We start from the raw sequence: 13630 nt of genomic DNA on the forward strand, positions 1-13630 counted from the left end.
GCGTAGCGCGGACCGGTGAGACAAGGAGGCACCGAGATGCAAATGCTGCGCATACACCCCGTTAACCCGCAATTGCGGTTGGTGCGACAGGCCGCGGAGGCCCTGCGCGCCGGCGCGCTGATGGTGTACCCAACCGACTCGGGCTATGCCCTTGGTTGTCGTTTGGGGGACAAGGAGGGCATCGAGCGCATTCGTCGGATCCGCGAGCTGCCGGATCATCACCATCTCACGCTGATCTGCCGCGACCTGTCGGAACTGGGGCAGTACGCGCGCGTCGACAACAGCCAGTATCGGCTGCTGAAGTCACTCACGCCGGGGGCCTACACGTTCATACTGCGCGCCACCCGCGAGGTACCGCGGCGCCTGCAGCATCCCAAGCGCAAGACCATCGGACTGCGTGTGCCTGACCATCCGGTCGCCCTCAGCCTGCTCGCGGAGTTGGACGAGCCGATCCTGAGCTCCACGCTCATCCTGCCGTCCAGCGCGCAACCGCTTACCGATCCGCATGAGATCGGCGAGCGACTAGGGTCGCAGATCGACCTGCTGATCGACGCGGGGTTGACCCAGGCGGAGCCCACCACGGTGGTCGATCTGCTCGAGGGCCCGCCGGTGGTGGTGCGTCCCGGCGCGGGGGACCTCCGCATGGTCGGCGCCTGACACCGTCGAAGCCCGGCGGCCTCACGGCCGCCGGGTTTTGGCCATCTCGCCGGGGACCCGGGGCCCATGGCGAGATCCCTTCGGTGCCCCGCCGCATCGGATGGCGCGAAGGCTTCCCGTGCGCGCGGGTCCGGCACAGGGAGGTGCCGCCGTTCCCCGCGGGGGCGGGGAACGCAGCCCCGTGAGAACCACGCTGCTCAGGGGGCGTGGTCGAAACGCCCCATGGACGGGCGTTTCGACCTTCAAGCAGCGGCTACGCCGGGGCGAGGCTGCGGCACAGGGAGGTGCCGCCGTTTCCCGCACAGGCGGGAAACGCAGCCCCATGAGAACCGCGCTTCTCATGGGGCGTGGACGAAACGCCCCATGGACGGGCGTTTCGACCTTCAAGCAGCGGCTACGCCGGGGCGAGGCTGCGGCACAGGGAGGTGCCGCCGTTCCCCGCACAGGCGGGAAACGCAGCCCCGTGAGAACCACGCTTCTCACGGGGCGTGGTCGAAACGCCCCACGGACGGGCGTTTCGACCTTCTAACCAGTTATAATCCGCCGATGGAAGATTTAGACCTCATGCAGCGCATCGCGGTCTGGGCGCTGCCGGTGCTGTTCGCCATCACGGTACACGAGGTCGCCCACGGCTGGATGGCACGCCGCCTCGGCGACCCCACCGCCCTGATGATGGGGCGCCTCACCCTCAATCCGATCAAGCACGTCGACCCCGTGGGCACCGTGCTGGTGCCGGGCATCCTGCTGGTGTTCACCGGCTTTGTGTTCGGGTGGGCAAAGCCGGTGCCGGTGACCTGGCAGAATCTGCGCAAGCCCAAGCGCGACATGATCCTGGTGGCGCTCGCAGGACCCGGGGCGAATCTGCTGATGGCGGTCGCCTGGGCCTTGGTCGCCCGTTTGGGCCTGATGCTGATGGGGGAGATGCCGTGGCTCGGTCTGCCGCTGCTGTACATGGGTGCGGCGGGCATTCTCATCAACATCATCCTGATGGTGTTGAACCTGTTACCGCTGCCGCCGCTCGATGGGGGGCGGGTCGTGTCGGGTTTGCTGCCCGGCCCGCTGAGCTGGCGCTTCGACCGGCTGGAGCCGTTCGGCCTGTTCATCCTGCTGGGGCTGCTGGCCACCGGCGTATTGGGCATGATCCTATGGCCGCCGATCGAGGCGCTACAGGGCCTGCTGCATCAGATATTCGTGAGATGAGGGGAATTCGTTGAACGTGGTCACGCAGAACCGCCGCGTGCTCTCCGGCATGCGGCCCACCGGCCCGCTGCACTTGGGGCACTATCACGGCGTGTTGAAGAACTGGGTCAAACTCCAGCACGAGTACGAGTGTTACTTCTTCGTGGCGGACTGGCACGCGCTCACCACCGATTACGAGAACCCGCAAGGCATCTCCCAGTATGTGTGGGACATGGTGATCGACTGGCTGGCGGCGGGGGTGAGTCCCGGTGCGGCGCGCATCTTCATCCAATCGCGCGTGCCCGAGCACGCCGAGTTGCACCTGCTGCTGTCGATGATGACCCCGCTCGGCTGGCTCGAACGGGTGCCGACCTACAAGGACCAGCAGGAGAAGCTGCGCGACAAGGACCTCGCCACCTACGGCTTTCTCGGCTACCCCCTGCTGCAGAGCGCCGACATCCTGGCCTACAAGGCGGGCTACGTCCCGGTGGGCGAGGACCAGGTGGCCCACGTCGAGTTGACGCGCGAGGTGGCGCGCCGCTTCAATCACCTCTACGGTCGCGAGCCGGACTTCGAGGTGCGCGCCGAGACGGCCGCCGCCAAGATGGGCAAGAAGAACGCGCGCCTGTACCGGGAGCTACGACGCCGCTTTCAGGAGGAGGGCGACGCCGGCGCATTGGACACGGCGCGCGCCTTGCTGGAGGATCAGCAGAACATCACCCTGGGCGATCGCGAGCGCCTGGTGGGCTACCTGGAGGGCAGCAGCCGCATCATCCTGCCCGAGCCGCAGGCGCTGCTGACGCGCGCCTCGCGCATGCCGGGGCTCGACGGGCAGAAGATGTCCAAGTCCTACGGCAATACCATCGCCCTGCGCGAGGACCCGGCCCAGGTCGAGACGCGCATCCGCACCATGCCGACCGACCCGGCGCGCGTGCGCCGCACCGATCCGGGTGAGCCGGAGAAGTGCCCGGTGTGGGAACTGCACAAGGTGTACTCCGGCGAGGACGTGAAAGAGTGGGTGCAGCAGGGCTGTCGCAGCGCCGGGATCGGCTGCCTGGAATGCAAGCGCCCGGTGATCGATGCCGTGCAGGCGGAGCTCGCCCAGCTGCGCGAGCGCGCCCAGCCGTACATCGAAGACCTCGGCATGGTGCGCAGCATCGTCAATGACGGTTGCGAGGCGGCACGGGAAGTGGCCCGCGCCACGCTGGACGAGGTGCGCAGCGTGATGGGCCTGGTGCACCGCTGAGCTGCGCGCCCGCAGTTCATTCCATAGAACGTTCTCTAGGGGGAACGATGCAGACGCCGGACGTACCGCAGCAGGAGGAGATGCCCTTCGCCATCGTGCAGGGCAACGCCTTGTTGACGCTGCCCAAGGACCTATACATCCCCCCCGAGGCCCTGGAGGTGTTTCTGGACGCCTTCGAGGGGCCGCTGGATCTGTTGCTGTACCTCATCAAGCGCCAGAACCTGGACGTGCTGGATATCCCCATCGCCGAGATCACACGACAGTACATGGACTACGTCGAGGTGATGAAAGAGCTGCAACTCGAGTTGGCGGCCGAGTACCTGGTGATGGCCGCCATGCTGGCCGAGATCAAATCGCGCATGCTGTTGCCGCGACCCACCGAGGAGGGCGACGAAGATGACCCGCGCGCCGAGCTGGTGCGCCGCCTGCAGGAGTACGAGCGCTACAAGCAGGCGGCGGAGGACATCGATGCCCTGCCGCAGGTGGGGCGCGACATCTTCCCGGCGCGCGTGCCCGACCCGCCGCGCCACGAGGGGCGCGCGCCGCCGCAGGTGGATCTGGCGGAGATCCTGGCCGCTATCCGGGATGTGATGTCGCGCGCCGAGATGTTCGCGCACCACCAGATCCAGCGCGAACCCCTGTCGGTGCGCGAGCGCATGTCGCGGCTGCTGGAGGCGCTCGGTCCGGAGCGGTTTACCGAATTCACCAGCTTGTTTACCCTCGACGAGGGCCGGCGCGGCGTCGTGGTCACGTTGCTGGCATTGCTCGAACTCATCAAGCAGACCCTGGTCGAGTTGGTCCAGGCCGAACCCTTCGGCCCCATTCACGTGCGCCTGCGGGAGGGGACGACGGCATGAATCGCGAGGGGATCGCCGCATGAATCGCCCGGAACTGAAGCATATAGTCGAGGCGGCACTGTTGGCCGCCGGCGAGCCGCTGTCGGTCGAGCGTCTGCTCGGGCTGTTCGGCACCGACGAGCCGCCCGCGCGGCGTGAGGTCCTCGAGGCCCTGGAGCACCTGGGCGAGGACTGTGCGGGGCGGGGCATCGAACTGCAGGAGGTTGCCAGCGGCTGGCGCCTGCAGGTGCGCCAGGATCTGGCGCCGTGGGTATCGCGCCTGTGGGAGGAACGGCCCGCGCGCTATTCGCGCGCGCTGATGGAGACCCTCGCGCTGATCGCCTACCGCCAGCCCATCACCCGCGCCGAGATCGAGGACATTCGCGGGGTGAGCGTCTCCACGCAGATCGTCAAGACCCTGCTGGAGCGCGAATGGGTGCGCGTGGTCGGACACCGCGACGTGCCGGGGCGCCCGGCGCTGTATGGCACCACGCGGACGTTCCTGGATTACTTCGGACTGAGCAGCCTGGACGAATTACCGACGCTGGCCGAGTTGCGCGATATCGACCGTATCAACGCGGAACTCGACCTCGGGGCGCCCGATGCCCTCCCGTCCGAGGACCAGCCGGAACCGGGCGAGGAAGAGGTGCATGCCGTGGCAGACGACCTCAACGATGACGCCGCCATCGACGAAGGCGGGCCTGATGAAGCCGGCGAGACGCCAAGGGGCGAGGATGGCGGTTTTGGGGCCGCGCTCGAAGCCGACGCCGTCGACGCGGAACACGATGACCTGGACGAGGAACCCGAAGCGGCCGAGTCGGCGCGCTGAACCATGGACGAGAAACTACAGAAGGTGCTCGCGCGCGCGGGCCTCGGGTCGCGCCGCGAGCTGGAGGACTGGATAGTCGCCGGGCGCGTAAGCGTGAACAGCCAGCGTGCGACGCTCGGCCAACGCGTGGGGCCGCAGGACGTGCTGCGGGTCGACGGGCGGGTGATTCCGCACGCGCAAACCGCGCCGATGGAGACGCGGGTGCTGGTCTATCACAAACCGGTGGGCGTGGTGAGTACCCGCAGCGACCCGGAGGGGCGCCCGACGGTGTTCGACACCCTGCCACGGCTCGCGCAGGGGCGCTGGATAGCGGTGGGGCGGCTGGACCTCAACACCCTCGGGCTCTTGCTGTTGACCAACGACGGCGAGTTGGCCCACCGCCTCATGCACCCCAGTACCGAGATCGAACGCGAGTACGCCGTGCGGGTGGTGGGCGAGGTGTCCAAGGAGACGCTGGCCCGCCTGCGCGAGGGGGTCGAACTCGACGGCCAGTCGGCGGCCTTCGACCTCATTCGCCCGGCGGGGGGCGAGGGGGTCAACCATTGGTACCACGTGGTGCTGCGCGAAGGGCGCAACCGCGAGGTGCGCCGCCTGTGGGAGAGTCAGGGGATCACCGTGAGTCGCCTGATCCGGGTGCGCTACGGGCCGATCACGCTGCCGCGTGGGCTGCGGGCCGGGCGCTGGGAGGCGCTGGAACTCGGGGCGGTGCGCGAGTTGCTGCGCGCCGCCGGCCTGTCGGCGGAGCGGGCGGGTCCTACGCGCCGACCGGTGCGGGGCAAGGGCGAGGGGCGCGGCGGTAAGGCCCCGCGTTCCCCGCGCGCGGCCGCGCCGCGGCGCGCCGCCTCGCCCTCGGCCGTCAAGCGGCCCACCAGGCCGCCAAGCAGAGGACGGCCCAAGCCGCGCCGAGGATGAGCATCCGCGACGCCCTGGCCGTCTATCGCGCCCTGTACCAGGTGCATGGCGCGCAGGGCTGGTGGCCGGCCGAGAGCCCCTTCGAGACCATGGTGGGGGCGATTCTCACCCAGAACACCTCGTGGACCAACGTGGAGCGCGCGCTGACGGCACTGCGTGCCGAGGCGCCGCTGGAGCCGGCGGCGCTGTTGGCGCTGGATCCGACGGTGCTGGCCGCGGCGCTGCGCCCGGTGGGGTATTTCAACGTCAAGGCGCGGCGCCTGACGGCGTTCTGTCGCTGGTATCTGGAGCGCGGCGGGTATGCGGGCCTGAAGCGCCTGCCAACGCCCGCGTTGCGCGAGGCCTTGCTGGCCGTCCACGGTATTGGACCGGAAACGGCCGACGACATCCTGCTGTATGCCTTCGAGCGGCCGGTATTCGTGATCGACGCCTATACGCGTCGGCTATTCGCCCGCTTGGGCTTGATCGAAGGTACCGAACCGTATGAAGCGCTGCGCGCGCGCTTCGAACAAAGCTTGGCCGCCGAGCCGGCGCCGGTGGCGCTGTTCAATGAATATCACGCGCTGATCGTGCTGCACGCGAAGAAGGTCTGCCGCCCGCGCCCGAAGTGCACTGCATGTGTGCTCCAGGCGCGCTGCGCGGCCATTACGCCCTAGTCGCGGTGCGCGCCGTGCGCCGCGGTGGCGGCGTGCGGCGCAAGCCCGGCGCGAGGTGTATGCCGCCGTCGAGCAGGAGGATGAGCCTGTCCGGCTGCGGGGGTGAGGCCAGCGACTGGAGCAGACTCGCGATGGTCGGGTCGCCCAACTCCTTGGCACAGCCGTGAAAGGCGTAAACACCGTAGTGGCGCGTGTTCTGCACGTGCTTCAGGGCGCCGCGCAGCGTGTCGGTGCCGGGGATGGCGATATGGGGCGCGCTGACGCGGCGCAGGCCCTTGCTGGGATGCCAGCAGTAGATCGCGCGTGCGCTGGTACGTGCGTACGCGCTCAGCGCCTCCAAAGCCGCGGCCGGCGATCCTTCCAAACAGACGAGGCGATCACCGCTGCCTATCAACTTCTCGATGTGCTTGATGTCGATGCGCATCGTGACCCTCTCCCTATAGCCTGGGAGCGAGTCTAGGGGCTGGGTTCCCGTGCGGCTGTGATCGCTGTCAAGGTTTCACGATGGGACCGGATTCCCCTACAAACCCCGCAAGACGAGCTGGCGCCAAGCGTGCGGCGCGGCTTCCCCGCGCGCGCGAGGCGATGCTCAGTCCTGGGCGCGCAGTCGTTGACCGTGTACGTCGCGGCTGTCGGGGCCGAGCAGGTAGAGATAGGGCCGCATGATGTCGGCGGGCGGCGGCAGCACGCTCGCGTCCTCGGCGGGGAAGGCGCGGGTGCGCATGGCGGTACGCACCGCGCCGGGATCGATGCTGTTCACGCGGATGCGCCCCAGGCTCTCCACCTCGTCGGCCAAGGTTTCCATGATGTTTTCCGCCGCCGCGTGGGAGGCGGCGTAGGCGCCCCAGTAGGCGCGTCCGTGGCGGCCGACTTCGGCGCCGGTAAACAGCACGCGCGCGTCGGGGGCCTGCTTGAGCAACTTGAGGCACGCTCGGGTGAGCAAGTAAGGCGCGTTCACGTTCACTTGCAGGACCTTGGCCCAGAGCTCGGGGTCATAGTGCTCGATTGGAGTCAGGGTGCCGAGATTGGCGGCATTGTGCAGCAGGCCGTCGAGGCGGCCGAACTCCTCGTCGATCTTCAGCGCGAGGTCGGCGAAGTCCTTGGCCACCGCGCCTTCGAGGTTCATCGGGTAGATCGCCGGCTCCGGGTGCCCGGCCTGTTCGATGCTGTCGTAAACCGCCTCCAGCTTGCGCGTGGTGCGCCCGAGCAGGATGACCGTCGCCCCGTGCGCCGCGCAGGCGCGGGCGGCGGCGGCGCCGATGCCGTCGCCGGCACCGGTAATGAGGATCACGCGGTCCTTCAGCAGATCCGGGGCGGGGCGGTAGTCCTTGGGTATCACGGTCATGTATGAGCCTCGCGCGCGGGGCCTTCGGCCCGCGCTGTTGTGAGTATGGCGCGCGCGCATTGTACGCCACTTGCGACAGCGCCTTCGAGCGTGGCGGGGTAGCGCGTCGCGGTGTAGTCGCCGGCCAGCCAGCAGCCGGCCAGGGGGCCCTGCGGACCGGGCCGTCGACGGTCAATGTCGACGCTGCAGCGAAACGTGGCGCGCTTTTCGCGGATCACCAGGTGCTCGCCGGGTGCAGGCCACGCCGGGTGCAGGCGCGCGAGCTGCGCGCCCACTTCCGCGGCGAGGCGGGCGTTGTCCAGCGCGAGGTGGGGCCCGTTGCCGCTGACCACCACGGCGATCAGGCCCTCCTGCCCGTACAAGGCACGGTCGAAGGCCCACTGGCCGATCCCGCCGCTGAGGCCGAGCATCGGCCGCCCGAGCGTGACTTCTTCAGGGTAGCGCAGGTAGACGGTGCAGATGGGCTCGTGCGGCCAATTCGCCAGCTCGCGCGCCAGCTTCTGCAGCGGCCCCGCTTCGGGGGCGAGGTGCTGCAGCGCGTAAGGCGGCACGGCGAGCACCACGTGGTCGGCGTCCAGGGTCTCGTTGCCCACACGCACGCCGCGCAGGGCATCGCCGCGTGCCACCACGCCGCTGACTCGCTGGCCGAGACGCACGCTACCACCGTAACGCTCGATGAAGTCGCGTGCATGCACCGGGAAGGCCTCGCCGAGATCGGTGCGATGGTAGAGCAGGTCGGAGTCGGAGCGGCGGCGCGCCAAGCCCTCGTGCAGCACGCGCAGGAACACCTGTGCCGAGGCATGCTCGGCATGGGTGTTGAGGGTGGCGAGACACAAGGGCTCCCACAGCAATTCGCGCAGTCGGTGCGGTTGGCGATGGCGCGCCAGCAGTTCGGCCACACTCTCGTCGCGAGGTAACTGAAAACCGCTGCGCGCCAGTTGCAGACACAGGCGCAGGGCGTGCCAGCGCTCGCCGAGGCTCAAGCCGCGTGCCCGGGCCAGGGCGGCGACCAGGTGCAGCGGGGCCGGCAGGCGGGGGGCGGCGAGGTGCAGCCCCGGCCCCTCGGGTTCGCGGACGCGCAGCTCCAGCGGCGCACGGGCGAACGTGCTCGCTTCCTTCACGCCCACCAGGCGCATCAGGCGCAGCGTCTCGCGGTAGGCGCCGATCATCAGGTGCTGGCCGTTGTCCACGCACAGCTCGGCGAACGGCACCCGGCGGGCCCGCCCGCCCACCTGCTTGGCGGCCTCCAGCACGGTGACCTCGGCGCCCGCATAGGCCAACTCGACGGCCGCCGCCAGGCCGGCCCAGCCGCCGCCGACGACGGCGACGCGCGGCGGACTCATGCGCGCTGGGCCGCCAGCCAGCGGCGGTGGCGCCGGCGCTCCCGCCACACGGTCTGCCACGCCAGCCACAGTTTGCGCAGCGGCGTGAGCATCACGCGGCGCTCCATCACCCGCAGGCCGTCCTCGATCACCGCGTCCAGGGTCTCGCGGTAGATGCGCGCCATGATGATGCCGGCGCGCTGGCGCGCGCGGTCCGCTTCCGGGAGTTGGTCGAAGGCGCGCTCGTAGTAGCGCTCGGCGCGCTCCGCCTGGAAGCGCAACAGCGCCTCGAGTTCCGGCGTGTGCCGGTAGCGCAGGATGTCGGCCTCGCGCACCCCGAAGCGCGCCAGCTCGTCCTGCGGCAGATAGATGCGCCCGCGCGCGGCATCTTCGCGCACGTCGCGCAGAATGTTGGTGAGCTGAAATGCGATGCCGAGGTCGTGGGCGTACTTGAGCGTGCGCCGGTCCTCGTAGCCGAAGATCTGCGCGGACATCAGCCCCACCACGCTGGCGGCGCGGTAGCAGTACAGCGAGAGCGCCTTGAAGTCGGCGTAGCGGTTCTGCTCGAGGTCCATCTCCATGCCGTCGATCATCTCCAGCATGTGCTCGCGGTCGAGCTCGAAGCGGGGCAGGTGGGGTGCGAGCGCGCGCGTCACGGGATGGCGCGGCGCGCCCTCGTACAGGCGGTCGACTTCCTCGCGCCACCACTGCAGCTTCACGCGCGCCACGGCCTCTTCGCGACACTCGTCCACCACGTCGTCCACTTCCCGGCAGAACGCGTACAGCGCGGTGATCGCACGCCGCTGTTCGGGATCCAGGAACAGGAAGCTGTAGTAGAAGCTGGAGCCGCTGCGCGCGGCCTTGTCCTGGCAGTACTGCTCGGGGGTCATGGGCGGTTGGTGGGTCTATCCGTGGCGAAAAGGCTTTGCGGACCGCCCATGATGCCGGAACGGACGCGATTTTTCATCCCGCGCGGCCGCGCGGCGGCAGCGCGGCGCGCCACAGCATGCTCGCCCAGTCGCGCGCGCCCAGGCGTGGGCGGGCGAAGACATCGTCGCGCCGCTCGAACAAGGCCTTCAGCACGCGCTCCCCGCCGAGGATGATCATGCGCAGCTCGAAGCCGACGCGCCCCGGCAGCACGCGCCCAAGCGGCGCGCCGGCCTGCAGTAGCGCGCGGGCGCGCTTGATCTGCAGGTCCATCAGCCCGCGCAGCGCAAAATCGTTGCGCCGGGCACGCAGCTGCGCTTCATCCACCCCGAAGCGGCGCATCTCGTCCTGCGGGATGTAGATGCGATCGCGCTCCTCGAGGTCCTGGCCGACGTCCTGGATGAAGTTGATCAGCTGCAATGCGGTGCACACGGCGTCGGAGTAACCGAGGTTGCGCGGGGTGGCGGCGTCGAACAGATGCAGCAGCAGCCGGCCGACGGGGTTGGCCGAGTGTCGGCAGTAGTGCATCAGCTCGCCGAGGTCGGCGTAGCGCGTGACGGTGACGTCCATGCGAAAGGCGTGCAGCAGATCGTGAAACGGCTGCAGCGGGAGCTGGTGGGTGCGCACCACGTCGGCGAGCGCGACGAACAGCGGCTCGCGCGGGGCATCGAGCCGCTCCAACGCCTGGCCGAAGGCGTCCAACGCGGCGAGGCGTTCGGCCGGGGTGAGCTCGCCTTCGTCGGCGAAGTCGTCGGCGCGGCGCGCGAAGGTGTAGATGACCGCGATGGGCCGGCGCAGGCGCGCCGGCAGCAGGCGCGAGGCGACCGGGAAGTTTTCGTAATGCGAGCGGGCGAGTGCCTCGCACTCGCGATAGGCCGCCTCCAGCGCGACGGCATCCGCGGTCGGGGCGCCGCTGGGCGCTGCACTCATGATTCGCCGGAGCCGATGCCGGCCACCGCGCGCGCGCTCTTGTCCACCGGGTCGAGGTCGGCGAGCGGCTTCTTCTCGGCGATGCCGAGCTCGTTGAAGCGCCGGGCGCCGGGCAGGATGCGGCTGTCGAACGAGCCCACCGCGCGGTTATAGGCGGTGACGCTCGCCTCCAGGCTGCGCCCGACCTTGTGCAGGTGTTCGGTGAAGGTCGCGAGGCGCCCGTACATTTCCTCGCCGAGCTCACGGATCTTCTCGGCGTTCTCGGCGAGTTGTTCCTGGCGCCAGCCGAAGGCCACCGCGCGCAGCAGGGCGACGAAGCTGGTGGGGGTGGCCAGGATCACCTTCTGGCGCAGCGCCTCCTCCAGCAGGTCGGGGGCGACGTCCAGCGCCGCGGAAAGGAACTGATCCCCCGGCACGAACAGCACCACGAAGTCCGGCGCGCGCTTGAACTGGGTCCAATAGGCCTTGCTGGCCAGTTCGCGCACGCGCTCGCGCATCTGCCGTGCGTGGCGCTCCAGCTCACGCGTGCGCGCCGCCTCGTCGGGCGCCTCCACCGCGCTCAGGTAGGCGTCGAGCGGGGTCTTCACGTCCACCACGATCTCGCGACCGTCCGGCATGCGCACCACCATGTCCGGGCGGCTGGTAGCGCCCTCGCTGTCGCGCACCGAGGCCTGCAGCTGAAAGTCGCAGTACTCCACCATGCCGGCCAGCTCCGCGAGGCGCTTGAGTGTCATCTCGCCCCACTGGCCGCGCACCTCGGGGCGCCGCAGGGCCTGGGCGAGGTTGCGTGTCTCGCCCTGCAGGCGCTGCTGGGTCTCCAGCATATCGCGCAGCTGCTGGTTGAGCGCGGCGTGCGACTGGCGGTGCTGGCCCTCGATGGTGCGCAGCTGCGCCTCGGTACGCGCCAGCGTCTCCTTGATGGGGGCGACCAGGCTCTCCACCGCCTTCTCGCGCTGCGCGAGCTGGCCCTGGGCCTGGATCTGGTACTGCTGCAGGTTCTCCTTGGCGAGGCGCAGGAACTCTTCGCTGTTCTGGCGCAGGGCCTGGCTGGAGAGGGCGCTGAAACTCGCGGCGAGCTGTTCGCGCGCCTGCCCCAGGGCCTGGGCGGTCTGCTGATTGGCGCGCCGTTCGGCCTCGAGTTCGGCGGCGAGTTTGGCCGCCTGCTCACGCAGGGGCAGGGCGCGGCGCTGGCCGTTGAGTTGGCCGATCAGCAGGCCGATGACCAAGCCCGCCAGGGCGGCGCCGGCGATGGCGGCCCACAACACGTATTCAGGCATGCCGGGCTCCGGATTATTGGTTGATCTTGAGGGTGTTCAGTATGCCGGTCGCGGCACCCGGCCACCAAGCGGTCAAGCGGCGCGCTCGCCCAGCCAGGCGAGGATGTCGCGCGGCTCCGCCACCAGGCCGTCGGCGCCCCAGGCCTGCGGCTGGTCGTGCGGGCCGAGATAGCCGAACAGCGCCACCAGGGTGCGCATGCCGGCGGCTTGGCCGGCCTCCACGTCGCGCTGCGCGTCGCCGACGTAGACGCAGGCGCCGGGCGCGAGGCCGCTGCAGGCACAGGCGTGCAGCAGCGGGGCGGGGTGCGGCTTGCTGTGCGCCACCGTGTCGCCGCTGACGATGCAGGCGGCGCGCGGCGTGAGCCCCAGCGCGTCCATCAGCGGGTCGGTGAGGCGTGCCGGCTTGTTGGTCACCACGCCCCACGGGATGCCGCGGGCCTCCAGAGTGTCCAGCACCGACTCCATGCCCGGAAACAGGCGGGTGTGGCGCGCGATGTTGTCCTGGTAGATCGTCAGCAGGCGCTGGCGCAGGGCCTCGAAACCGGCCGCGGTCGGAGCCAGGCCGAAGCCGAGCTCGATAAGCGCCCGCGCGCCGTGCGAGACCACCGGGCGGATGGCCTCGAAGGGCAGCGGGGCTTCGCCTTGTTCCTCGCGTACCGCGTTCAAGGCATAGGCGAGGTCGGGCGCGGTATCGGCCAGGGTGCCGTCCAGGTCGAACAGGACGGCGCGTAACGTGACGGGCGTGGTCACCTCAGGCCGCCCCGTCGTGCGGCTTGTGGTAGGCGGCCAAGTAGTTGACGTCGGCGTTGCCGCCCAGGCTGTAGGTCTGGGTGAGCGGGTTGTAGTGCAGGCCCGCGATCTCGCGGATCACCAGCCCCTGCGCGCGCGCCCAGTCGTCGAGTTCCGAGGGGCGGATGAAGCGCTTGTAGTCGTGGGTGCCGCGCGGCAGCAGCTTGAGCAGGTACTCGGCGCCGACCACGGCCATCAGGTAGGCCTTGGGGTTGCGGTTCAAGGTGGAAAAGAACACGTGGCCGCCCGGGCGCACCAAGCGCGCGCAGGCCGCGACGATGGACGCGGGATCGGGGACGTGCTCCAGCATCTCCAGACAGGTCACCGCATCGAAGGCCGCCGGGCTTTCCTCGGCCAGGGCCTCGGCGGAGATCTCGCGGTAGTCGACCTCGACGCCCGATTCGAGCTTGTGCAGCTGCGCCACCGCAATCGAGGCGCCGGCAAGGTCGATGCCGGTGACCTGCGCACCGCGCTGGGCCATGGCCTCGCTGAGGATGCCGCCGCCACAGCCGACGTCCAGCACGCGCGCGCCGTCCAGCGCGTGATGGGACTCGATGAAGCCGACCCGCAGCGGGTTGATAGCATGCAGGGGTTTGAACTCGCCCTCCAGGTCCCACCAGCGCGAGGCGACGGCCTCGAACTTGGCGAGTTCCGCGGGATCGACGTTGGCGGGCTTCGAGGCGCTGGCAGAGGCGTTGTCTGACACGTTCATGCTGATTCCTTGA

15 protein-coding genes are annotated in these 13630 nt (G+C 69.5%); 7 read left to right on the top strand and 8 right to left on the bottom strand.

All coding sequences use genetic code 11. The features are described from left to right. Positions 1 to 36 precede the first annotated feature (36 nt). From HUS23_13550 to HUS23_13580, 7 genes are all read left to right on the top strand, one after another. Complete coding sequence (locus HUS23_13550; GenBank protein QKT04761.1) at positions 37 to 657, top strand: threonylcarbamoyl-AMP synthase; 621 nt, start codon at positions 37 to 39, stop codon at positions 655 to 657. Between the two features lie 546 nt (positions 658 to 1203). Then, the gene (locus HUS23_13555) at positions 1204 to 1857 is read left to right on the top strand and encodes a site-2 protease family protein (GenBank protein ID QKT04762.1); all 654 of its coding nucleotides are present in this window, start codon (positions 1204 to 1206) and stop codon (positions 1855 to 1857) included. Between the two features lie 37 nt (positions 1858 to 1894). After that, on the top strand, positions 1895 to 3082 hold the full coding sequence (locus tag HUS23_13560) for a tryptophan--tRNA ligase (GenBank protein QKT05094.1): 1188 nt from the start codon (positions 1895 to 1897) through the stop codon (positions 3080 to 3082). A 47-nt stretch (positions 3083 to 3129) separates the two neighbouring features. Next, positions 3130 to 3939, top strand: a complete 810-nt coding sequence (locus HUS23_13565; protein QKT04763.1) for a segregation/condensation protein A — start codon at positions 3130 to 3132, stop codon at positions 3937 to 3939. Between the two features lie 19 nt (positions 3940 to 3958). Beyond that, entirely contained in the window at positions 3959 to 4747 is a 789-nt protein-coding gene (gene scpB / locus HUS23_13570) for an SMC-Scp complex subunit ScpB (protein ID QKT04764.1), read from the top strand. A 3-nt stretch (positions 4748 to 4750) separates the two neighbouring features. Next, on the top strand, positions 4751 to 5659 hold the full coding sequence (locus HUS23_13575) for a pseudouridine synthase (protein QKT04765.1): 909 nt from the start codon (positions 4751 to 4753) through the stop codon (positions 5657 to 5659). Then, positions 5656 to 6315 (top strand): endonuclease, encoded by a 660-nt coding sequence (locus tag HUS23_13580; protein ID QKT04766.1) that lies wholly within the window; start codon positions 5656 to 5658, stop codon positions 6313 to 6315. The genes HUS23_13575 and HUS23_13580 overlap by 4 nt, the downstream gene beginning before the upstream one ends. Here the strand turns inward: HUS23_13580 and HUS23_13585 are convergent. The 8 genes from HUS23_13585 to ubiG all read right to left on the bottom strand — a co-directional run bounded on the left by HUS23_13585 (position 6305) and on the right by ubiG (position 13617). After that, the gene (locus tag HUS23_13585) at positions 6305 to 6739 is read right to left on the bottom strand and encodes a hypothetical protein (protein ID QKT04767.1); all 435 of its coding nucleotides are present in this window, start codon (positions 6737 to 6739) and stop codon (positions 6305 to 6307) included. The genes HUS23_13580 and HUS23_13585 overlap by 11 nt on opposite strands. 165 nt (positions 6740 to 6904) lie before the next feature. Continuing rightward, positions 6905 to 7660 (bottom strand): YciK family oxidoreductase, encoded by a 756-nt coding sequence (locus HUS23_13590; GenBank protein ID QKT04768.1) that lies wholly within the window; start codon positions 7658 to 7660, stop codon positions 6905 to 6907. Next, on the bottom strand, positions 7657 to 9003 hold the full coding sequence (locus tag HUS23_13595; GenBank protein ID QKT04769.1) for an FAD-dependent oxidoreductase: 1347 nt from the start codon (positions 9001 to 9003) through the stop codon (positions 7657 to 7659). The genes HUS23_13590 and HUS23_13595 overlap by 4 nt, the downstream gene beginning before the upstream one ends. Then, on the bottom strand, positions 9000 to 9872 hold the full coding sequence (hpnD, locus tag HUS23_13600) for a presqualene diphosphate synthase HpnD (GenBank protein QKT04770.1): 873 nt from the start codon (positions 9870 to 9872) through the stop codon (positions 9000 to 9002). The genes HUS23_13595 and hpnD overlap by 4 nt, the downstream gene beginning before the upstream one ends. A 73-nt stretch (positions 9873 to 9945) precedes the next feature. Next, positions 9946 to 10839, bottom strand: a complete 894-nt coding sequence (hpnC, locus tag HUS23_13605) for a squalene synthase HpnC (protein ID QKT04771.1) — start codon at positions 10837 to 10839, stop codon at positions 9946 to 9948. Beyond that, positions 10836 to 12116 carry a DNA recombination protein RmuC gene (locus HUS23_13610; GenBank protein QKT04772.1) on the bottom strand — a complete coding sequence of 427 codons (1281 nt, stop codon included), beginning with the start codon at positions 12114 to 12116 and terminating at the stop codon, positions 10836 to 10838. The genes hpnC and HUS23_13610 overlap by 4 nt, the downstream gene beginning before the upstream one ends. Positions 12117 to 12188: 72 nt before the next feature. Beyond that, entirely contained in the window at positions 12189 to 12866 is a 678-nt protein-coding gene (gph, locus tag HUS23_13615; GenBank protein QKT04773.1) for a phosphoglycolate phosphatase, read from the bottom strand. 1 nt (position 12867) lies between these two features. After that, positions 12868 to 13617, bottom strand: a complete 750-nt coding sequence (ubiG, locus tag HUS23_13620) for a bifunctional 2-polyprenyl-6-hydroxyphenol methylase/3-demethylubiquinol 3-O-methyltransferase UbiG (GenBank protein QKT04774.1) — start codon at positions 13615 to 13617, stop codon at positions 12868 to 12870. Positions 13618 to 13630 lie beyond the last annotated feature (13 nt).

The sequence above is a fragment of the Ectothiorhodospiraceae bacterium 2226 genome (genome assembly GCA_013348725.1).
Lineage (GTDB): Bacteria > Pseudomonadota > Gammaproteobacteria.

Coding starts and splice junctions, on each gene's coding strand:
- HUS23_13575 (QKT04765.1), top strand. CDS start 4,751: ATGGACGAGAAACTACAGAAGGTGCTCGCGCGCGCGGGCCTCGGGTCG.
- HUS23_13555 (QKT04762.1), top strand. CDS start 1,204: ATGGAAGATTTAGACCTCATGCAGCGCATCGCGGTCTGGGCGCTGCCG.
- hpnD (QKT04770.1), bottom strand. CDS start 9,872: ATGACCCCCGAGCAGTACTGCCAGGACAAGGCCGCGCGCAGCGGCTCC.
- HUS23_13550 (QKT04761.1), top strand. CDS start 37: ATGCAAATGCTGCGCATACACCCCGTTAACCCGCAATTGCGGTTGGTG.
- HUS23_13585 (QKT04767.1), bottom strand. CDS start 6,739: ATGCGCATCGACATCAAGCACATCGAGAAGTTGATAGGCAGCGGTGAT.
- scpB (QKT04764.1), top strand. CDS start 3,959: ATGAATCGCCCGGAACTGAAGCATATAGTCGAGGCGGCACTGTTGGCC.
- HUS23_13580 (QKT04766.1), top strand. CDS start 5,656: ATGAGCATCCGCGACGCCCTGGCCGTCTATCGCGCCCTGTACCAGGTG.
- hpnC (QKT04771.1), bottom strand. CDS start 10,839: ATGAGTGCAGCGCCCAGCGGCGCCCCGACCGCGGATGCCGTCGCGCTG.
- HUS23_13565 (QKT04763.1), top strand. CDS start 3,130: ATGCAGACGCCGGACGTACCGCAGCAGGAGGAGATGCCCTTCGCCATC.
- ubiG (QKT04774.1), bottom strand. CDS start 13,617: ATGAACGTGTCAGACAACGCCTCTGCCAGCGCCTCGAAGCCCGCCAAC.
- HUS23_13595 (QKT04769.1), bottom strand. CDS start 9,003: ATGAGTCCGCCGCGCGTCGCCGTCGTCGGCGGCGGCTGGGCCGGCCTG.
- HUS23_13590 (QKT04768.1), bottom strand. CDS start 7,660: ATGACCGTGATACCCAAGGACTACCGCCCCGCCCCGGATCTGCTGAAG.
- HUS23_13610 (QKT04772.1), bottom strand. CDS start 12,116: ATGCCTGAATACGTGTTGTGGGCCGCCATCGCCGGCGCCGCCCTGGCG.